Genomic DNA, 19,153 nt, shown 5'->3' with positions numbered 1-19,153 from the left:
TCGCGCATCCGACGTACGACTGTTGCCCGGTCTCGCTAGCTTTGAGGCCCATTCGTCTCGCCCTTCACCCTGTCTCCGCCTGGTCTCACCCTTCCCACCGACTCCAGGTTCACAGAAACCGTTGATCCGAGGAGCACCACGCTGTCCAGGTCCAGCGAGTCCCACGCAGGCCTCCCGAAGCGACCGCGGCAACCGGCCACCCGGACGGCCCTGCCCGTCCAGCACTCCGAACCGGCACCGGGCCCGAGCCGCTCCCCGGGTCTCGACCGTTTCAACGCCGCACCACCCGACCGGGCCGAAACCGCCCTGCTGGAGTGCTGCGGCAGCCGTCGCTGGGCGCAGCGGCTGACCGCCCACCGCCCGTACCCGAATCTCGACGCGTTACTGGCAGCCGCCGACGAGGCGGGCTACGACCTGCCCCCGGCCGATCTCGCCGAGGCGCTCGCCGCCGAGGTCTCCCCCGGCCTCCACCACGGCGCCCCGCACTCCGCCCATCTGGCGTTGCGGGCCGCGCACGCCGCGTACGAGAGCCGCTTCGGCCATGTCTTCGTGATCTGCCTGGACACGTTCGAGCCCGCCGAACGGCCGGACCAGGTGCTGTCCGGCATCCGGGCGAGGCTGGGCCACGATCCCGACCAGGAACGGGTGATCGCGGCGGACGAGATGCGGCGACTCGCCCGGGGTCGCATCATCGGGCTGATATCGGCTTCATAACGGAACGACCCGTCGCCCCGGCCACCATCCGGCCGGGGCGGGCCGTCGTGGTACGGAGCGCGGGCGTGCACGGCGGAAGAGGCTGTTTTCGGAGTTCCGCCTAGCCCGTCCGTGGCTGTTTGATTGCCACTTTGATCACACCAGAGGCCCCCGCGCGAACGAACCGACAAAGCGTCGCTACGATGGCCGGGGCCGGTGGACCGTACCCGGCCGGGTCAGACCGACAGTCAAGCCGGCCGGCCCCAATCCCCGCTCCCGGAGGGTTCTTCCGTGCCGGCTGGAACGCTGTACCGCGGCCGGGAAGGCATGTGGTCCTGGGTGGCTCATCGAGTCACCGGTGTCCTCATCTTCTTCTTCCTGTTCGTACACGTCCTGGACACCGCTCTCGTCCGTGTGTCCCCCGAGGCGTACGACGACGTCGTGGCCACGTACAAGACGCCGATCGTCGCGCTGCTCGAATACGGCCTGGTGGCCGCCATTCTCTTCCACGCGCTCAACGGTCTGCGCATCGTCGCCGTGGACTTCTGGGCCAAGGGCCCGCGCTACCAGAAGCAGATGCTCTGGTCCGTCGTGGGCATCTGGATCGTGCTCATGGTCGGGGCCCTGTACCCGGTCCTCGGTCACGCCGTACGCGAATTCTTCGGGAGCTGAGGCCCATGTCCACCGAGTCCTCCGCCGCGATCGGCGCCGTCGAGGGCGTCAGCCTGTACGACGTCGACAACCCGGCCCCGGTCATCGAGCCGCCGCGGAAGCGGACCGGCAAGACCCCCAAGGGTTCGCGCACCAATTTCGAGATGTACGCCTGGCTCTTCATGCGCCTGTCGGGCATCGTCCTGGTCGTCCTGGTCCTGGGCCACCTGCTGATCCAGCTGGTGCTGGACGGCGGCGTCTCCAAGATCGGCTTCGCCTTCGTGGCGGGCCGCTGGGCCTCGCCGTTCTGGCAGCTCTGGGACCTCGGGATGCTGTGGCTGGCCATGCTGCACGGCGCCAACGGCCTCCGTACGGTCATCAACGACTACGCCGAGCGGGAGAACACCCGCTTCTGGCTGAAGATGCTGCTGTACACCGCCACGGTGTTCACCGTCCTGCTGGGCACGCTGGTGATCTTCACCTTCGACCCGAACATCCGCTAGGCGCCGGGCCAGAGGGACCAGAGGAAATCATGCAGATCCACAAGTACGACACCGTCATCGTCGGCGCCGGCGGCGCCGGCATGCGCGCGGCCATCGAGTCCACCAAGCGCAGCCGTACCGCCGTGCTCACGAAGCTGTACCCGACCCGCTCCCACACGGGCGCCGCGCAGGGCGGCATGGCCGCCGCGCTCGCCAACGTGGAGGAGGACAACTGGGAGTGGCACACCTTCGACACGATCAAGGGCGGCGACTACCTGGTCGACCAGGACGCCGCCGAGATCCTGTCGAAGGAGGCCATCGACGCCGTCCTCGACCTGGAGAAGATGGGCCTGCCGTTCAACCGCACGCCCGAGGGCAAGATCGACCAGCGTCGGTTCGGCGGTCACACCCGTAGCCACGGCGAGGCCCCGGTCCGCCGGTCCTGCTACGCCTCGGACCGCACCGGCCACATGATCCTCCAGACGCTGTACCAGAACTGCGTCAAGGAGGGTGTGGAGTTCTTCAACGAGTTCTACGTCCTCGACCTGCTGCTTCAGGACGTCGACGGCGTCAAGAAGTCCGCGGGCGTCGTCGCGTACGAGCTGGCGACCGGCGAGATCCACGTCTTCCAGGCGAAGGCGATCATCTTCGCCTCCGGCGGCACCGGCAAGTTCTTCAAGGTGACGTCGAACGCGCACACCCTGACCGGTGACGGCCAGGCCGCCGCCTGGCGCCGCGGGCTGCCGCTGGAGGACATGGAGTTCTTCCAGTTCCACCCGACGGGCATCTGGCGCATGGGCATCCTGCTGACGGAGGGCGCCCGCGGTGAGGGCGGCATCCTCCGCAACAAGGACGGCGAGCGCTTCATGGAGAAGTACGCGCCGGTCATGAAGGACCTCGCGTCCCGTGACGTCGTGTCCCGCTCCATCTACACGGAGATCCGTGAGGGCCGCGGCTGCGGCCCCGAGGGCGACCACGTCTACCTCGACCTCACCCACCTGCCGCCGGAGCAGCTCGACGCCAAGCTCCCGGACATCACCGAGTTCGCGCGCACGTACCTCGGCATCGAGCCCTACACGGACCCGATCCCGATCCAGCCGACCGCGCACTACGCCATGGGCGGCATCCCGACCAACGTCGAGGGCGAGGTGCTGGCCGACAACACCACCGTCGTCCCGGGTCTGTACGCCGCCGGCGAGGTCGCCTGTGTCTCCGTGCACGGCGCCAACCGGCTGGGCACCAACTCGCTGCTCGACATCAACGTCTTCGGACGCCGCGCCGGCATCGGCGCCGCCGAGTACTCCGCGAAGAGCGACTTCGTCGAGCTTCCCGAGAACCCGGCCCAGATGGTCGAGGAGCAGATCGAGCGGCTGCGCAACTCGACGGGCTCCGAGCGGGTCGCGACGATCCGCCAGGAGCTCCAGGAGTGCATGGACGCCAACGTGATGGTGTTCCGCACCGAGCAGACCATCAAGACGGCCGTCGACAAGATCGCCGAGCTGCGCAGGCGCTACCTCGACGTGTCGATCCAGGACAAGGGCAAGCGGTTCAACACCGACCTCCTGGAGGCCGTCGAGCTGGGCAACCTGCTCGACCTGGCCGAGGTCATGGCGACCTCCGCGCTGGCCCGCAAGGAGTCCCGCGGCGGTCACTACCGCGAGGACTACCCGAACCGCGACGACGTCAACTTCATGCGCCACACCATGGCGTACCGCGAGGTCGCCGACGACGGCACCGAGTCGATCCGGCTCGACTACAAGCCGGTCGTCCAGACCCGCTACCAGCCGATGGAGCGTAAGTACTGATGGCAACCCCGACTCTGGACAAGGTCGAGGCGCAGTCCGCCGCCTCGCCGTACATCACGGCGACCTTCCGGATCCGCCGCTTCAACCCCGAGGTCTCCGACGAGGTCCAGTGGCAGGACTTCCAGATCTCGATCGACCCGAAGGAGCGTGTGCTCGACGCGCTCCACAAGATCAAGTGGGAGATCGACGGAACCCTGACGTTCCGCCGCTCCTGCGCGCACGGCATCTGCGGCTCCGACGCGATGCGGATCAACGGCAAGAACAGGCTCGCCTGCAAGACGCTGATCAAGGACATCAACCCGGAGAAGCCGATCACGGTCGAGGCCATCAAGGGCCTCACGGTCCTCAAGGACCTCGTGGTCGACATGGAGCCGTTCTTCCAGGCGTACCGCGATGTCATGCCCTTCCTCATCACCAAGGGGAACGAGCCGACCCGCGAGCGCCTGCAGTCCGCCGAGGACCGTGAGCGCTTCGACGACACCACCAAGTGCATCCTGTGCGCCGCGTGCACGTCCTCGTGCCCGGTGTTCTGGAACGACGGCCAGTACTTCGGCCCGGCGGCGATCGTCAACGCGCACCGCTTCATCTTCGACTCGCGCGACGAGGGCGGCGAGCAGCGCCTGGAGATCCTCAACGACCGTGACGGCGTGTGGCGGTGCCGCACCACGTTCAACTGCACGGACGCCTGCCCGCGTGGCATCGAGGTCACCAAGGCGATCCAGGAGGTCAAGCGGGCGCTGATCACGCGCCGCTTCTGACCGCCGCCGAAGGCCCGGTCGCATCCGACGGCCCCGTTCCCGCGCACACGTGCCGGGGGCGGGGCCGTTCGCCGTGCCGGACCGTCCGTGAGACTCCGGCGCCGCTCCGGGCTCTCCGGCGTTTCCCCAGGATGTCCGGCACTTCTCCGGGATTCCCGATTGCCGAGGTCCGTCGAGCAGGCGGCGCGGCCGCGAACGCGCACTCCGGACGAGGCGGCGCGACCGCGGCCGGTCCGGGAGGCGTCCGGACAACCGGGAGTGTCGTACCCGCCTGCCACCATGCATCCGTGGACGACAACACTTTCTGGGCGCTGATCGAGGACTCCCGGCAGCGGAGCGACCATCCCGATGGGCGTCTGGAGGTACTGCGCGAGCAACTGGCCCGGCGGGCGCCGACGGAGATCGTCGCGTTCCAGGCGTGCCTGCACAGGGTGCGACAGCCGATCGACACCTGGGACATGTGGTGCGCGGCCGAGCTGGTCCTCGGCGGGCGCTGCTCCGACGACGGCTTCTGGTACTTCCAGTTCTGGGTGATCGGCCTCGGCCGCGCGGCGTTCGACAGGGCCGCGGCCGAACCCGATTCCCTGGCGGACGTGCCGGAGCTTCGCCGGCTGGCCGGGCGGGCGATGGACGACTGGCGGGATGAGGAATGGCCCGATGCGGAGGCCCTGGACTACGTCGCCGGCGAGGCCTTCGACCTGGCGACCGGTGAGGAGGACGGTTTCGAGGGCGCGTTGGAGGCCGCGGGTCTCGATCTGCCCTGCTGCCCAGAGCCGGACGACGCGGAGTGGGACGTGGCGGACGCGGGCGAGGTGGCCCGTCGGCTCCCCCGTCTGAGCCGCATGTTTCCGCCTGCCGCCCGTTCCGGCAAGATGTCCGCACACCCGTGACGGGACCGGCTGCTGCACGGGCCCGGTCCGGGCGGTACGGTCATGCGGAAACTGACACCGGTTTGCCGCTTCCGGCGCGACAGGGCCCGGGGCACAGGCTTGATCGAGAGCGGGGAACGTTGAGCGATCCGAATCCGCACGCGGACGACGCGTACAAGTGGGGTCCTCCCCAGCAGCCCGGCCGGCCGCCGGCCGGGCCGGGCGGTCCGGGGCAGGGAGCCGTCGGCCCGGGCGGTCCGGCCTACGGCTACCCGCAGCCGCTGCCCGAGACGGCGGCGCAGCCCGGCCCGGCCTACGGCTACCCCCCGGGGACCATGGCCGAGGTCCCCGTGCCCGGCTACGGACAGCCCCAGTATCCGGGGACACCGCCCACCGGCGCCCCGATGCTGACGCTCGGCGACATCACCGTCATGAACGACCAGATCGTGACACCCGCCGGCACGATGCCCCTCAAGGGGGCGGTGTGGACGGCCACCGACCTGTCGCACACCGAGGAACGGATCCCGACGGTCGCGATCGTGCTGGCGATCGTCTTCGCGCTGCTCTGCCTGATCGGCCTGCTCTTCCTCCTGATGAAGGAGAAGAAGACGACCGGCTTCATCCAGGTCTCGGTGACCAGCGGCGGCAGACACCACTCGACGATGATCCCGGCGACCGGTCCGGAGACCTTCCACTGGGTGATGGCGCAGTTGAACTCGGCCCGTGCGATGAGCATCTGACGGCTGCCGGGATGGCCCGCCTCCAGCACACCGTCACCGTCGTGGCCGTGGACCGCGAACGGCTGGACGGCTGCGCCGGTCCGGTCTGCGATCTCGTCGAGTCCACCCGTGCCCGGGGCCGGGACGTCCTCCTGCCCGACGGACGGGCGGTGCCCGGCCTCGCCCTGGTCAAGGGGCGCCATCTGCGGCCGGGCGCCCGGTACGAGACCTCCGGTACGGACGACGGGCAGGTGCAGACGACGGTGCTCCGCGAGTGGCGGCGCGGCGGCGCACTCGCGGTGGAACAGCTGTTCCGTTCGGCGGAGTTCAGCGCGCGCACGGCGGTGCGGCTGCGCCGCCCGGAGCGGCCCGCGTCGCTGGAGGTCGAGGCGCGGGTCCGGGGCGCGGAGGGGTCGGGCCGGCTGCATCGCCTCCAGGGCAGGGCCTCGCTCGACCTGGCCGCGTGGTGGGCGGCGGCCGCCGCCGCGCCCGGCGCCTCCGCCGGGGTGCGCGCCCCGGCGACCGTCCGGCTGAAGCACCTGCTCGGCATCGCACATCTCCGGCTCGGGCCGAGGCCCGCGGGGCCGGGCCTGTGGCAGGTCGACGTCACCTTGTCCCTGCGCGGCCGATGGCTGCTCAGGCCCGTCGTCGCGTTCGCCCTGCTGCTCGCGTCCGTACCGCTGCGGCGCGGCTTCCGGACGTCGGTGGAGGAGGCGGCCCGGCAGTGGAACGACGCGATCGGAAGCGTCCTGGCCCATGATCCGGACGCGTTCCGGCGCGAGTTGGCCGAATACCTCGCCAAAGGTCCGCAAGCCACCGGTCCCGCGCCGTCGACCGGGGCCGGGACCGCGCCCCCGCCCGGAACCACCGCCTGACCGCCGACCGACCACCGGGCAACCGCCGGTGGACCACCGCACGACCACGTGACGGCCACCGGACGACCAACGAACTTGCCGACGCTCCCGGCGCTTCCTGACGCTTCCTGACGCCCGGCTGCCCTGTCCCGGCGGCGGCACCCCCTCGCTTGAACATGTTCAAAATTAGCCCTACAGTCATGACAACAGCTTTTGAACGCGTTCAAAGGAGGGTGGGGCATGGACCTCACTGTTGTCGCGTACGTCATCTATCTGTTGATCAGCGTGGCGCTCACCATCTGGGTCGCGCGCACGCTCAGCCGCAACGGCAGGGTGTTCCTCGCCGACGTGTTGCGCGGGAACGACAAGCTCGCCGATGCCGTCAACCATCTGCTGGTGGTCGGCTTCTACCTGGTCAACCTGGGCTTCGTCACGCTCTACCTGAGGAACGGCGGGGCGGTGGGCGACACCCGTGGGCTCTTCGAGGCCCTGTCGGTGAAGCTCGGCGTGGTCCTGCTCGTCCTCGGTGTGCTGCACCTCGGGAACGTCTACGTGCTCAACAAGATCCGCCGCCGCGGCCTGATGGAGCGGGAGCAGACCCCGCCGGTGCCGCCGCAGGGCTGGACCGGCCCCGGCAGCGGCCCGTGGGCCGCCCCGGCCGCCCCCAAGGTCTGAGGGGCCGTCATGACACCCGGACCGGGCGGGCCGTACCCGCCCGTGGGGCACCTCACCGTGCTGTACGACGCACGGTGCCCGCTCTGCCTCCACCTGCGCCGGTGGCTGGAGCGGCAACGCCGACTCGTCCCGCTCGCCTTCGTCCCGGCCGCCTCCGCGGAGGCGCGCCACCGCTTCCCCGGACTCGACCACGCGGGAACGCTCGACGAGATCACGGTCGTCGGCGACCGGGGCCAGGTCTACCGGGGGACGTCGGCCTGGATCGTCTGCCTCTGGGCACTGGCCGAGTACCGGCCCACGTCCCACTGGCTGAGCACTCCGGCGGGCCGCCCGTTCGCCCGCGCGACGGTCCTCGCCGCGGCGAAGTACCGCTCGCTGACCGCGAAGCCGTGCGGCGACGGGGGCGGCGCTTGCGAGGTCCGCGGGTCCGGGCGCTGACCGGGGCGGTTACGCTCGGGACTGTGGCGAAGGAAGCGAAGGACGTGAAGGAAACCAGGGCACCCGGGGAGAAGGAAGCCAAGGCCCCCAAGAGCGAGCAGACGCGCACGCTCATCCTCGAAACCGCCCTCCGTCTCTTCCAGGAGCGCGGTTACGACAAGACGACGATGCGCGCCATCGCCCAGGAGGCCGGCGTCTCGGTCGGGAACGCCTACTACTACTTCACGAACAAGGAACACCTCGTCCAGGGCTTCTACGACCGGCTCGCCGTCGAGCACGAAGCGGCGGTGCGGCCGGTCCTGGACGGCGACAAGGACCTCGCGGCGCGCGTGCGCGGGGTCCTGCTCACCTGGCTGGACGTGGCGGAGCCCTACCACCGGTTCGCCTCGCAGTTCTTCAAGAACGCCGCCGACCCGGAGAGTCCGCTCAGCCCGTTCTCGGAGGATTCGGTGGCGGCCCGCGAGGCGGCGATCTCCATCCACCGGCGCTGCCTGGCCGGGTCCGACACCAAGGCCGACCCCGAACTCGCCGAGCTGCTCCCCCAGTTGATGTGGCTGACACAGATGGGCCTGGTGCTGTACTGGGTCTATGACCGGACGGAGCACGCCGAGCGCAGCCGCCGCCTGGTCGAGCGCGCCGCCCCCATCTGCGCCCGCGCGATCGCGCTCTCCCGGTTCCGGGTGCTGCGGCCGCTGGTGCGGCAGATCCACGAGGTGCTGGTGGAGTTCCTGCCCGGCGCCGCGCGCCGGGCGACCTGAGCGCCCCCCGGCACGCGTCGCGGGCGGCCCCTCACCGGGCGCCGCGGGCGACGCCCGCGTCCGGGGACTTGCCGTCAGATCCGGCGCAGCTCCCACAGCCGCCAGAGGCCGGTGCCGTCCGAGAGGTACTGCGAGCCGGAGACGTCGTCCCTGCCGAGGACGTAGTCCTTCTTCTGCCACAGCGGCACGAGCGGCACGTCCTCACCGACCAGCGCCTGGAGTTTCTTGTAGTCCGCCGTGGTGCGACCGCGGTCGCTGTACTGCAGCGTGGCCCCGATCAGGGCGTCCATCTTCTTGCTGGAGTAGCCGTTGTGGAGGCTGTTGTCACTGCCGACGAGCGGCTGACTGAAGGTGTCGGGGTCCGGGTAGTCGGGGAGCCAGCCGACGGTGTAGGCGTCGTACTTGCCGGCCGCGTACTCCTTCTGGAACTTCGTCCAGTCGACCGACTTGACGGTGACCTTGAACAGTCCGTCCGCCTCCAGCTGGCGGCGCAGCTCCCCGGTCTCCTGGTCGTAGGCCTCGTCGCCGCCGCGGTAGGCGAAGGTGATCGGCAGCGGGGTCTCGACCCCTGCCTGTTCCATCAGCTTCTTGGCGCGCTCCGGGTCGGGCGAGGGATAGGCGTCGAAGAACGGCGTGCTGTGCCCGATGACCCCCTGCGGGATCAGCGAGTAGAGCGGCTCGACGGTGCCCTTGTAGATGCTGGTGACCAGCGGCCCGCGGTCGATGATCGACGCGATGGCCTGCCGGACCTTCTTGTTGGCGAGCGGTGAGCCCTCGCGGACGTTGAAGACGAGAGTGCGGATCTCCGCGCTGTCCACCGCGGTGACGCGCAGCTCGGGGTCGCCCGGGTTCAGAGCGGCGAGCATGTTCGGCGGCATCTGCCGGTGCGTGACGTCGATCTTTCCGGACTTCCAGGCCGCCAGGAGGTCTTCCGACTCCTTGTAGTAGTGCACGGTGACCGGGACACCGGTCTTCGTCAGCGCGCCCTTGTAGTGAGGGTTCGGGACGAGCTGGGCGATGCTCTTCGACTTGTACGTCTTCAGGATGTACGGGCCCGAGCCGTCGACCGTGTTCCCGGTCCGGAGTTTGTTCTCCGGGTACGACTCGCGGTCGACGATCGACCCGGCCCCGGTGGCGAGCTTCTGCGGGAAGGTCGCGTCGCGCGAGGAGAGGTTGAACGTGATGGTGCGGCCCTCGGTCACCACGTTCTTGAGGCTCGGGAAGAGCACCCACGGGCCGACATCCGTCTTGATTCTGATCATGCGCTCGATGGAGTACTTGACATCCTCGGCGGTGATCTTGCGGCCGTTGGAGAAGTGCAGGTCGTCCCGGAGCCTGCACTGGTACGTCTGGAGCTTCTGGCCGATGAACTCGCAGCTCTCGGCGGCGTCGGGCTCGGGGACGGTCGCTCCGGACTTGAACGTCATGAGGGACTGGTAGATGTTGCTGTACATCGCCCAGGAACCGGCGTCGTACGCGCCCGCCGGATCGAGTGAGGTCACCTCGTCCGTGGTGCCGACCGCGATCGGGTCGCCCTTCACCTCGTCGGACGGAAGTAGCTGCCAGGCACCGACTCCCGCGACGATCAGAACAGCGAGAATCGCAAGAATCCGTACCCGGATCGACCGCATGGACGTGCTCTCCCTTACCAGCCCCACCTCGGTGTCGCGCGTAGTTCCGCACATCACCGCATGCTCGCGATCAGCCAATCACACGATTTTCACATCGGGAAGACCAAAACTGGGACTCATAGCCTTTTGTTCGGCACTTGAAACCTTGGGCGGTTCCGTAGGGTCTGTAACAGGCCAACAACGGAGTGTCAGGTCTGCCGGGAGGCGAGTTCCACGACGGTGATGTCGGAGGGCGCGCCGACCCGTACCGGCGGTCCCCAGGCGCCCGCGCCGCGCGAGACGTACAGCTGGGTGTCGCCGTACCGGTCGAGCCCGGCGACCGTGGGATTGGCGAGTTCCGCGACCAGGCTGCCCGGCCAGAGCTGACCGCCGTGGGTGTGGCCGGAGAGCTGGAGGTCCACGCCCCAGGCGACGGCGTCGTCGATGACGACGGGCTGGTGGGCGAGGAGGACGGAGGCGCGGGCGGTGTCCCGGTCGCCGAGCGCCGCGGCGAAGTCGGGCCCCTGCCCCTCGGACTCCCCCGCGATGTCGTTGACTCCGGCCAGATCGAATCCGTCGATCTCCACCCGGGCGTTCTCCAGCGGGTGCAGCCCGAGTTCCCGCACGTGGTCGATCCACGGGGCGGCGCCGGAGTAGTACTCGTGGTTCCCGGTGACGAAGAAGCTCCCCCTACGGGCCTCCAGCCGGGCGAGCGGCTCCGCGGCCGGGCCGAGGTCGTGGACGGTGCCGTCCACCAGGTCGCCCACGACGGCCACCAGGTCCGGCTGGGTCCGGTTGATCGTGTCGACGATGCGCTGGGTGTGGGCGCGGCCGAGGATCGGTCCGAGGTGGATATCGCTGACGACGGCGATCCGGAAGCCGTGGGCGGAGCGCGGCAGTCGGGCGAGCGGGACGGTGATCCGCTTGACCCGCGGTCCGCGCAGCACCCCGTATGTGCCGTACCCGACCGTGCCCAGCCCGGCGACGGCGGCAGCGCCCCCGACGGCCCGCGCGACGAACAGCCGCCGGGTGGGCCCGGACGCCGCCGCGGCCCCGGCCGGGGGTTCGGCGGCCGAAACGTCGGTTGCCGGGACGTCGGTGGCCGGAGCGTCGGTATCGGCCACGAGGGCGGCGGGGGCGTGCCCCTCGGCGGCCGAGCCGGTACGGGTCCCGGTGGTCCCTGTGGTCCCTGTGGTCCCTGTGGTCCCTGTGGTCCCGATTCCGGTCGTTCCGTCGGATCCAGTTCCGGCTCCGGTCCCGACGGTTCCGGTTCCGACGGTTCCGGTTCCGACGGTTCCGGTCCCGGTGCGGGCGGTGGTGGTGATCGCCGGGACGGCCTCCGTCGCTGGAGCCGCTTCCGTCGCCGGGACGGCCTCCGGAGCCGGAGTCGCTTCCGTCGTCGGGGCCCCGTCCCGCCGTGCCGGTCCGGTCGCCCGGCGCGCGAGCGCCCGCCGCAGCAGCGGCCGTACCAACTCCCCCACCAGCAGGGCGAGCGTCAGATACAGCACCGCGGCCAGCCACAGATAGCCCGGCCAGGCCAGTGCCTGCTGAAGCGGGAACGGAGCGCCGACGCGCCCGGAGACCAGGGCGCCGACGCTCAGCAGCGGCAGCAGGTAAGCGGCCACCGTGCCGGCCCTCCGCCACGCGCTGCCCTCGGTCGTGGTGTCGCCGACGAGGCGACGCCAGAGGTAGCGGTGCACGCCGACCAGCAGCGCCAGTACCACGACCACCATCAACACGAGACCGGCCACTGCCATCCGCTTCTCTCCCGCCGCTCGTTCGCGCCGCGCTCTTCCCCGCCCGGCCCGCTACGCGCTCTCGCGGCGCAGGGCCCTGACTCCCCGGAACCCGATCACTCCCACGGCCGTCCCCAGGAGAAAGGACGTGATGGCGAGCAGCAGATGCACCCAGAAGTACGCAGTCGGGTCACCCGCGTCGTCGAAAGCGAGTCCGCTGCCGTCCTTCCACAGGTTCTTGACGAAAGTGATCCAGATGAACCAGCTCCACACCCCGAAAGCGAGCAGGAACCAGGAGACGGGGCGGCTGAGCTTCATGCACCCAGTATCGTCGCCGCGTTCCGGCAGGGGCGCCCGGGGTGGGGCACCGCGTTCCGGCGCGATCGACCGGGGTGGGCCGTCCCGGCGGCGTCGACGGCGGGTCAGGCCAACCACGCCCACTTTCATATCGTCACCCTGTACGTTTCCGATCGTGCCTGCACTGAAAAAGATCGCGCTCACGATCGCCTCAGCCGCCCTGCTGTCTTCCTTCGCCCTCGCTCCGGCGGCGGCGGCGGACGACAAGGACGGTCCCGGCAACCAGCCGAAGCCGCCCGCGGACATGTCCCGGATCGGCGGCGAGCTGCTGGGCCGCGAGGGAACGCAGGTCAAGCTGGGGGCCGGTGCCCCGGTTCTGCCCAAGGACCTCACGGGCAGGTCGTGGATCGTCGCCGACGCGGAGAACGGCGAGGTGCTCGCCGCGCACAACGCGCACTGGCGCCTGCCGCCCGCCTCCACCCTGAAGATGCTCTTCGCGGACACCGTGCTGCCGAAGCTCCAGCCGAAGACCAGGACGTACACGGTCCGGAACGAGGACCTCGCCGATCTCGGCGAGGGCAGCAGTCTGGTCGGCGTCAAGGAGAAGCTCACCTACACGGTCCACGACCTGTGGCTCGGGGTGTTCCTGCGGTCGGGCAACGACGCCGTGCACGTGCTGTCCGCGATGTACGGCGGGGTGCCCAAGACGGTGGCCGACATGCGGGCGCACGCCGAGGAATTGCAGGCGCTCGACACGGAGGTGGTCTCGCCCGACGGGTACGACGCTCCCGGTCAGGTCTCCAGCGCCTACGACCTGACGCTGTTCGCCCGCAGCGGGCTGCAGAAGGCGGACTTCCGGGAGTACTGCTCCACGGCCGAGGCGGAGTTCCCCGGCGCGGAGAAGAAGAACGGGGAGCGCGAGAGCTTCGCCATCCAGAACACCAACCGGCTGCTCACGGGCGCGGACGGCGTCGCCCCGTACAAGGGCGTCGCGGGCGTCAAGAACGGCTACACCACCCATGCGGGCAACACCTTCACCGGGGTCGCCGAACGCGACGGCAAAGTGCTGCTCGTCACCGTGATGAACCCCTCGTCCGAGAAACAGCACGCGGTCTACAACGAGGCCGCCACCCTGCTCGACTGGGGATTCGCCGCGAGCGGCAAGGTGACCCCGGTCGGCGAGCTGGTGCCCCCGAGGTCCGCCGACACCGGTCCGGGGACCGACACCGGAAGCGGGACCGGGAAGGGCCCCGCGGCGGCGAACGGGAAGGGTTCCTCCCATGCGGCCCCGGCCGTCACGTCCGGCGACGGCGGCGGTGGCGCCTGGGTGGCGCTGGGGATCGCCGCGGGTGTCCTGGTCCTGGTCGGAGGCGGAGCGTTCCTGATCAACCGGCGCTGGCCGCTGCCGGACCTGGTGCGCCGTCGTCCCCGTCCCTGACGGCCGGTGCGTCGTCCCGCCGGACGTCCTTGTTGCTGGGCGTCGCCGTCCAGGCGGCGCAGAACAGCAGCAGCTTCGCCGTGAAGTTGAGCCAGAGCAGCAGCGCCACCGGCACCCCGAAGGCGCCGTACATGCTCTTCGAGGCGACGCCTCGCATGTAGCTGCCGAGCAGCAGTTTGAGCAGTTCGAAGCCGACCGCACCGATCACCCCGGCGACCAGCAGCCTGCGGCGCGGCGGCTCGACGCCGGGCAGCAGCGTCAACAGGTAGAGCAGCAGCAGGAAGTCGGCGAGGGCCGCCACGACCAGGGCGGCCACCTGGAGCACCACACCGCCCGCGCCCCGGTCCGAGATGTCCAGCAGACCGGCGGTCCAGCCGACGGCGACGGAGCCGACCGAGGAGACCGCCAGCGTCGCGAGCGCCGCCCCGCCCAGCCCCAGCAGCAGCCCCGCGTCCTTGAGCTTGCGGACGACGGGATTGCCCGTGTCCACGTCGTCGATGCCCCAGACGGCGCGCAGGCAGCCGCGCAGGGAGCCGATCCAGCCGATGCCGGTGAACAGCAGCACCGCACCGGCGACCACCCCGACCGTCCCTGCATGGTCCACCAGGTTCTCGACTCCGAGCTGGTCGGAGATGCCCGGCACCTGCTCGGCGAGCTTGGTCTCGATCCGGTGGAGCTGGCCCTCGGTGAGCAGCGAGGCGCCGACGGCCGCGCCGACCGCGATCAGCGGGAACAGTGCGAGGAAGCTGATGAACGTGATCGCGGCGGCGAGCCTGCTCCAGTGGACCCGCTCCAGGGTCTCGTAGGAGCGCCAGGTGTGAGTCGCCATCAGCCGGGAGACGATCGGCCCGATGACGGGGAGGTTCTTGAGCCAGTCCATGCCGTACGACTACCCGTCCGGTGCCGGATAACCGACGCCTCACCACCCACACACGGCACGAAACATCATCAATCACCCATATCGGTGAGGACATCAACAAATCCCCCGAATGGGTTTTCTCTGGCGATACGGTCACCAGCATGTCCGTCGACACCGTGTCCCTGACCGGCTGGGGCCGTACCGCCCCGACGACCGCCCTGCGCTTCCGCCCCCGCACCTACGCGGAGGCGGTGGCGACGGTCCGCGGCTGCGGGCCGCGCGGATCCATCGCCCGGGGCCTGGGCCGGGCCCCCGGCGACGCCGCGCAGAACGGGGGCGGTTCCGTCCTCGACATGACCGCGCTGAACCGTATCCGCACCATCGACGCCGAGTCCGGCGTGGTGGTCTGCGACGCCGGGGTGAGCCTGCACCGGCTGATGGAGGTCCTGCTGCCGCTGGGCTGGTTCCTCCCCGTCGCTCCGGCCACCCGCCGGATCACCGTGGGCGGCGCGATCGGCTCCGACGTCCACGGCCCGAACCACCACGTCTCCGGATCCTTCGCCCGGCATGTGCGGGAGCTGGAACTGCTGACGGCCGACGGCGAGATCCGCACGGTCCGGCCCGGCACCGACCTCTTCGACGCGACCGCGGGCGGTCTCGGCCTGACGGGCGTGATCCTCTCCGCCGCGCTCCGGCTGCACCCCGTCACCAGTGGGTGGATGTCGGTCGACACCGAACGGGCCGTCGACCTGGACGACCTGCTCGCCAGGCTCGCCTCGGGCGACCACCGCTACCGCTACTCGACCGCCTGGGTCGACCTGCTCGCCCGGGGCCGGTCGACGGGGCGTGCCGTACTCACCCGAGGGGAGCACACACCCCGCTACGCGCTCCCGGCGCACGCCCGGCGCACCCCGTTCGACTTCCGTCCGGCGCTGTGGCCCGCGGCGCCCGTCCTCGTCCCGTCGGGGCCGCTCGGCCGCGCCTCGGTGGCCCTCCTCAACGAGGTCCGGTACCGCAGGGCTCCCGACTACCGCGTCAATGGGCTCCAGCGGCTGTCCGCGTTCTTCCATCCCCTGGACGGAGCGCCGCACCGGAACCGGCTGTACGGCCGCGCCGGATTCGTGCGGTACCAGTTCGTCGTCGGCCATGGCCAGGAGGAAGCACTGCGCCGGATCGTGCGCCGGATCTCGCACCGGCGCTGTTCGTCGCCGCTCGCCTCGCTGAAGCGGTTCGGCACCGGTGATCCGGGCTGGCTCTCGTTCCCGGTGCCCGGTTGGACGCTCGCCCTCGACCTGCCCGCCGGGCTGCCAGGGCTGGGAAGGTTCCTGGACTCGCTGGACGAGGAGGTGGCGGGGGCCGGGGGCCGGGTGTGCCTGGCGAAGGACTCCCGGCTGCGGCCGGAGATGCTCGCGGCCATGTATCCGCGGCTCGACGCGTTCCGGGCCCTGCGCGCCGAGCTGGACCCGTCCGGAGCGTTCCGCTCGGACCTGTCGCGCCGCCTGTCGCTCTGACCGCACCCGCGGTCGCCGCCCCGCCTCCCCCACCTCGCGCCTCGCGCCTCGCACCTCGCACCTCATGCCCCCCTTGCCCCTGCCCCTGCCCCTGCCCCTGCCCCTGCCCCTGCCCCAAGGAGTGTTTCCGTGAAGGACGCCTTCGGCGCCCCGCAGTCCCTGCTCGTGCTCGGCGGTACGTCGAGGATCGCGCTCGCCACCGCGCGTCGGCTGATCGCCGGGCGCACTCGCACGGTCCGACTGGCCGGACGTCCCTCGCCCGCCCTCGAATCGGCCGCCGACGAGTTGCGCGCCTGTGGCGCGGACGTCCGCACTGTCGATTTCGACGCCCTCGATCCCGCGTCGCACGAGACGGTCCTCGGGAAGGTCTTCGCCGAGGACGACATCGATGTGGTGCTCCTCGCCTTCGGTGTCGCGGGCGACCAGGGACGGGACGAGGAGGAACCGCTCCGCGCGGTCCGGGTCGCCCAGACCAACTACACGGGGGCCGTCTCCGCCGGTCTGGTGTGTGCCGGAGCGCTCCAGGCACAGGGGCACGGCTCGCTGGTGGTGCTGTCCTCGGTGGCCGGCGAGCGTGCCCGTCGCACGGACTTCATCTACGGGTCCAGCAAGGCGGGCCTGGACACGTTCGCCCAGGGCCTGGGCGAGGCGCTGCACGGCACGGGGGTCCACGTCATGGTCGTGCGCCCCGGCGTCGTACGGCCGGAAACGGCGTCCACACCGACGACGGCCACGTCGACGGCCACGCCGTCGGCACCCCGGTCCGCCCGCCCCTCGCGCCCACCGGCCGCGACATCACGTCCCGCGGCGTCACAGGTCACGGCCGCACGGCTGACGACCGCACGGCTCACGGCGGCACGACTCGCGGCGGCACGGTTGACGGCGGCACGGCTCGCCTCGGCACCGCTGGAGGCGCCCGCTCTCGTGACGACACCGGACGAGGTGGCGGGGGCGATCGTGGCCGGGCTGCGACGGCGTTCGGGGACGGTGTGGGTGCCCGGGCCGCTCCGAGTGGTGATGTCGGCCCTGCGCCACGTCCCGCGACCGCTGTTCCGGCACCTGTCGCCCTGAACGCCCCGCACGGGACGCCCCGCACGGGTCCGCCCGTACCGGACGGGTTCTTCGTCCATCCCGAACGGATTCATCCGCCCCGGACCGGGACCCGCCCGGATGTCAGGGGTGGAGGGAGGGCTCGTCCACGGCGGAACCGCCCTGCGCGGGCACGGCGGGCGCGCCGCCGCCACCGCCGAACGGGAACTCCTTGATCTTGCGCCAGACGCTGTCCGTGCCCTGCTCGTAGAGGGCGAAGGAACCGCAGGTCCAGGCGGCCTCGTACTCGGCGAGCTCCTCGTATGCCCGGTCCATGGCCTGTTCGGCGATGTCGTGCGCCACGGTCACGTGCGGGTGGTACGGGAACTGGAGCTCGCGCACCAGCGGCCCCGAGGCGTCCCTCACCCGCTTCTGGAGCCACGAGCAGGCCGAGGCACCCTCGACGACCTGCACGAAGACGACCGGGGAGAGCGGCCGGAAGGTGCCCGTACCCGCCAGCCGCATCGGGAACGGCCGGCCGGCCGTCGCGATCCGGGCCAGATGGGCCTCGATCGCGGGCAGGTCGGCCGCCTCGGCCACGGTGGGCGGAAGAAGGGTGACGTGGGTGGGAATACCGTACGCGGCAGGATCCCCGAAGCTCGCGCGCCGCTCCTGGAGCAGACTGCCGTAGGGCTCCGGGACCGCGATCGAAACGCCGAGCGTTACGGTCCCCACGTCGTTCTCCTCAATCCTCGAAGGTCGATGATCCTCAATGATGGATGGTGATTTTCGGCCATCCGCCCCGTGGACATCCCATCGCCGACATTCCATCGCCAGTGTGACGCCCGGGGCGGCCGAACCGCCAGGGTCCTTGGACTCAGTGCTTCGCGGGCAGAAGGCCCATTCGGTCATACGTTCGGGCCAAGGTCTCGGCCGCGACGGCACGGGCCTTCTCGGCCCCCTTCGCCAGGATCGAGTCCAGCGTCTCCGGGTCGTCCAGGTATTCCTGGGTGCGGGTACGGAAGGGTGTGACGAAATCGACCATGACCTCGGCGAGGTCGGTCTTGAGCGCACCGTAGCCCTTGCCGTCGTACTTCTGCTCCAGTTCCGCGATACCGGTGCCGGTCAGCGTGGAGTAGATGCTCAGCAGGTTGCTGACGCCGGGCTTCTCGGCCCGGTCGAAGCGGATGACCGTGTCCGTGTCGGTGACCGCGCTCTTCACCTTCTTGGCGGTGGCCTTCGGCTCGTCGAGGAGGTTGATCAGGCCCTTCGGGGTGGCCGCCGACTTGCTCATCTTCGACGACGGGTCCTGAAGGTCGTAGATCTTCGCCGTCTCCTTGAGGATGTACGGGTCCGGCACGATGAACGTGTCGCCGTAGGTTCCGTTGAACCGCTCGGCGAGGTCGCGGGTCAGCTCCAGGTGCTGGCGCTGGTCCTCCCCGACCGGGACCTGGTCGGCCTGGTACAGCAGGATGTCCGCGACCATCAGCATCGGGTACGTGAAGAGGCCGACGGTGGTCCGGTCGGCGCCCTGCTTGGCGGACTTGTCCTTGAACTGCGTCATGCGGGACGCCTCGCCGAAGCCGGCGAGGCAGTTCATGACCCAACCGAGCTGGGCGTGCTCGGGAACGTGGCTCTGGACGAACAGGGTGCAGCGCTCCGGGTCGAGACCGGCGGCGAGGAGCTGCGCGACGGCGAGCCGGGTGTTCGCGCGCAACTGCGCGGGGTCCTGCGGAACCGTGATCGCGTGCAGGTCCACGACCATGTAGAAGGCGTCGTGTGATTCCTGCAGCGCCACCCACTGGCGGACCGCGCCGAGGTAGTTGCCGAGGTGGAACGAGCCTGCGGTGGGCTGGATTCCGGAGAGCACGCGGGGACGTTCAGAGGCCATGGCCCCATTGTCTCAGGTACGGAACCGATCTCCGGCAGCCGGTGGCGAAGCCATGACACCCCCGTACGCGAACCGTCACG

20 protein-coding genes are annotated in these 19,153 nt (G+C 70.4%); 14 read left to right on the top strand and 6 right to left on the bottom strand.

Going from position 1 to position 19,153, the window contains the following annotated elements; genetic code table 11:
• Positions 1-210: 210 nt before the first annotated feature.
• The 11 genes from ACF1CT_RS13490 to ACF1CT_RS13440 all read left to right on the top strand — a co-directional run bounded on the left by ACF1CT_RS13490 (position 211) and on the right by ACF1CT_RS13440 (position 8,702).
• Positions 211-714: a 2-oxo-4-hydroxy-4-carboxy-5-ureidoimidazoline decarboxylase gene (locus ACF1CT_RS13490; RefSeq protein ID WP_391783977.1), complete on the top strand. Its 504-nt coding sequence runs from the start codon at positions 211-213 to the stop codon at positions 712-714.
• 270 nt (positions 715-984) lie between these two features.
• Entirely contained in the window at positions 985-1,365 is a 381-nt protein-coding gene (gene sdhC / locus ACF1CT_RS13485; protein WP_391783945.1) for a succinate dehydrogenase, cytochrome b556 subunit, read from the top strand.
• Between the two features lie 5 nt (positions 1,366-1,370).
• Positions 1,371-1,847: a succinate dehydrogenase hydrophobic membrane anchor subunit gene (locus ACF1CT_RS13480; protein WP_391783944.1), complete on the top strand. Its 477-nt coding sequence runs from the start codon at positions 1,371-1,373 to the stop codon at positions 1,845-1,847.
• A gap of 29 nt (positions 1,848-1,876) precedes the next feature.
• Positions 1,877-3,631, top strand: coding sequence for a succinate dehydrogenase flavoprotein subunit (sdhA, locus tag ACF1CT_RS13475; protein ID WP_391783943.1), 1,755 nt, complete (start codon positions 1,877-1,879; stop codon positions 3,629-3,631).
• The gene (locus ACF1CT_RS13470; RefSeq protein ID WP_391783942.1) at positions 3,631-4,389 is read left to right on the top strand and encodes a succinate dehydrogenase iron-sulfur subunit; all 759 of its coding nucleotides are present in this window, start codon (positions 3,631-3,633) and stop codon (positions 4,387-4,389) included. Before sdhA ends, ACF1CT_RS13470 begins: the two co-directional genes overlap by 1 nt.
• Before the next feature lie 287 nt (positions 4,390-4,676).
• A complete protein-coding gene (locus ACF1CT_RS13465) occupies positions 4,677-5,279 on the top strand; it encodes a DUF4240 domain-containing protein (protein ID WP_391783941.1) in 603 nt (200 codons plus the stop codon).
• Positions 5,280-5,398: 119 nt separating this feature from the next.
• Positions 5,399-5,998, top strand: coding sequence for a hypothetical protein (locus ACF1CT_RS13460; RefSeq protein WP_391783940.1), 600 nt, complete (start codon positions 5,399-5,401; stop codon positions 5,996-5,998).
• A gap of 11 nt (positions 5,999-6,009) precedes the next feature.
• Positions 6,010-6,852: a hypothetical protein gene (locus ACF1CT_RS13455; RefSeq protein ID WP_391783939.1), complete on the top strand. Its 843-nt coding sequence runs from the start codon at positions 6,010-6,012 to the stop codon at positions 6,850-6,852.
• A 219-nt stretch (positions 6,853-7,071) separates the two neighbouring features.
• Entirely contained in the window at positions 7,072-7,506 is a 435-nt protein-coding gene (locus tag ACF1CT_RS13450; protein ID WP_391783938.1) for a hypothetical protein, read from the top strand.
• Positions 7,507-7,515: 9 nt separating this feature from the next.
• Positions 7,516-7,944 (top strand): thiol-disulfide oxidoreductase DCC family protein, encoded by a 429-nt coding sequence (locus tag ACF1CT_RS13445; protein WP_391783937.1) that lies wholly within the window; start codon positions 7,516-7,518, stop codon positions 7,942-7,944.
• 23 nt (positions 7,945-7,967) lie between these two features.
• Positions 7,968-8,702: a TetR family transcriptional regulator gene (locus ACF1CT_RS13440; RefSeq protein WP_391783936.1), complete on the top strand. Its 735-nt coding sequence runs from the start codon at positions 7,968-7,970 to the stop codon at positions 8,700-8,702.
• Positions 8,703-8,776: 74 nt separating this feature from the next.
• On the opposite strand, the gene ACF1CT_RS13435 is transcribed toward ACF1CT_RS13440, so the two are convergent.
• The 3 genes from ACF1CT_RS13435 to ACF1CT_RS13425 all read right to left on the bottom strand — a co-directional run bounded on the left by ACF1CT_RS13435 (position 8,777) and on the right by ACF1CT_RS13425 (position 12,366).
• Positions 8,777-10,333 carry an ABC transporter substrate-binding protein gene (locus ACF1CT_RS13435; RefSeq protein WP_391783976.1) on the bottom strand — a complete coding sequence of 519 codons (1,557 nt, stop codon included), beginning with the start codon at positions 10,331-10,333 and terminating at the stop codon, positions 8,777-8,779.
• Positions 10,334-10,521: 188 nt separating this feature from the next.
• Positions 10,522-12,069, bottom strand: a complete 1,548-nt coding sequence (locus ACF1CT_RS13430) for a metallophosphoesterase (RefSeq protein ID WP_391783935.1) — start codon at positions 12,067-12,069, stop codon at positions 10,522-10,524.
• Positions 12,070-12,120: 51 nt separating this feature from the next.
• A complete protein-coding gene (locus tag ACF1CT_RS13425; RefSeq protein WP_229845774.1) occupies positions 12,121-12,366 on the bottom strand; it encodes an SCO4848 family membrane protein in 246 nt (81 codons plus the stop codon).
• Positions 12,367-12,520: 154 nt separating this feature from the next.
• Here ACF1CT_RS13425 and ACF1CT_RS13420 point away from each other — a divergent pair, with 154 nt between their 5' ends.
• The gene (locus tag ACF1CT_RS13420; protein ID WP_391783934.1) at positions 12,521-13,783 is read left to right on the top strand and encodes a D-alanyl-D-alanine carboxypeptidase family protein; all 1,263 of its coding nucleotides are present in this window, start codon (positions 12,521-12,523) and stop codon (positions 13,781-13,783) included.
• Here the strand turns inward: ACF1CT_RS13420 and ACF1CT_RS13415 are convergent.
• A complete protein-coding gene (locus ACF1CT_RS13415) occupies positions 13,731-14,663 on the bottom strand; it encodes a YihY/virulence factor BrkB family protein (protein ID WP_391783933.1) in 933 nt (310 codons plus the stop codon). The genes ACF1CT_RS13420 and ACF1CT_RS13415 overlap by 53 nt on opposite strands.
• A gap of 140 nt (positions 14,664-14,803) precedes the next feature.
• Here ACF1CT_RS13415 and ACF1CT_RS13410 point away from each other — a divergent pair, with 140 nt between their 5' ends.
• Together ACF1CT_RS13410 and ACF1CT_RS13405 are read left to right on the top strand one after the other, a co-directional pair.
• The gene (locus ACF1CT_RS13410; protein WP_391783932.1) at positions 14,804-16,153 is read left to right on the top strand and encodes an FAD-binding protein; all 1,350 of its coding nucleotides are present in this window, start codon (positions 14,804-14,806) and stop codon (positions 16,151-16,153) included.
• A 129-nt stretch (positions 16,154-16,282) separates the two neighbouring features.
• On the top strand, positions 16,283-17,224 hold the full coding sequence (locus tag ACF1CT_RS13405; protein ID WP_391783931.1) for an SDR family NAD(P)-dependent oxidoreductase: 942 nt from the start codon (positions 16,283-16,285) through the stop codon (positions 17,222-17,224).
• Positions 17,225-17,326: 102 nt separating this feature from the next.
• Here ACF1CT_RS13405 and ACF1CT_RS13400 read toward each other — a convergent pair whose 3' ends face one another.
• Positions 17,327-17,917: a 2'-5' RNA ligase family protein gene (locus tag ACF1CT_RS13400; RefSeq protein ID WP_391783930.1), complete on the bottom strand. Its 591-nt coding sequence runs from the start codon at positions 17,915-17,917 to the stop codon at positions 17,327-17,329.
• A gap of 142 nt (positions 17,918-18,059) precedes the next feature.
• Positions 18,060-19,073, bottom strand: coding sequence for a tryptophan--tRNA ligase (trpS, locus tag ACF1CT_RS13395; protein WP_391783929.1), 1,014 nt, complete (start codon positions 19,071-19,073; stop codon positions 18,060-18,062).
• Positions 19,074-19,153 lie beyond the last annotated feature (80 nt).

This window comes from Streptomyces sp. NPDC014734 (genome assembly GCF_043083325.1).
Classification (GTDB): Bacteria; Actinomycetota; Actinomycetes; order Streptomycetales; family Streptomycetaceae; genus Streptomyces.
The sequence above is the reverse complement of the archived record's forward strand: the minus strand, read 5'-3'. Positions and strand labels throughout refer to the sequence as shown.

Coding starts and splice junctions, on each gene's coding strand:
- ACF1CT_RS13455 (WP_391783939.1), top strand. CDS start 6,010: ATGGCCCGCCTCCAGCACACCGTCACCGTCGTGGCCGTGGACCGCGAA.
- ACF1CT_RS13415 (WP_391783933.1), bottom strand. CDS start 14,663: ATGGACTGGCTCAAGAACCTCCCCGTCATCGGGCCGATCGTCTCCCGG.
- ACF1CT_RS13470 (WP_391783942.1), top strand. CDS start 3,631: ATGGCAACCCCGACTCTGGACAAGGTCGAGGCGCAGTCCGCCGCCTCG.
- trpS (WP_391783929.1), bottom strand. CDS start 19,073: ATGGCCTCTGAACGTCCCCGCGTGCTCTCCGGAATCCAGCCCACCGCA.
- sdhA (WP_391783943.1), top strand. CDS start 1,877: ATGCAGATCCACAAGTACGACACCGTCATCGTCGGCGCCGGCGGCGCC.
- ACF1CT_RS13480 (WP_391783944.1), top strand. CDS start 1,371: ATGTCCACCGAGTCCTCCGCCGCGATCGGCGCCGTCGAGGGCGTCAGC.
- ACF1CT_RS13450 (WP_391783938.1), top strand. CDS start 7,072: ATGGACCTCACTGTTGTCGCGTACGTCATCTATCTGTTGATCAGCGTG.
- ACF1CT_RS13425 (WP_229845774.1), bottom strand. CDS start 12,366: ATGAAGCTCAGCCGCCCCGTCTCCTGGTTCCTGCTCGCTTTCGGGGTG.
- ACF1CT_RS13445 (WP_391783937.1), top strand. CDS start 7,516: ATGACACCCGGACCGGGCGGGCCGTACCCGCCCGTGGGGCACCTCACC.
- ACF1CT_RS13410 (WP_391783932.1), top strand. CDS start 14,804: ATGTCCGTCGACACCGTGTCCCTGACCGGCTGGGGCCGTACCGCCCCG.
- ACF1CT_RS13435 (WP_391783976.1), bottom strand. CDS start 10,333: ATGCGGTCGATCCGGGTACGGATTCTTGCGATTCTCGCTGTTCTGATC.
- ACF1CT_RS13430 (WP_391783935.1), bottom strand. CDS start 12,069: ATGGCAGTGGCCGGTCTCGTGTTGATGGTGGTCGTGGTACTGGCGCTG.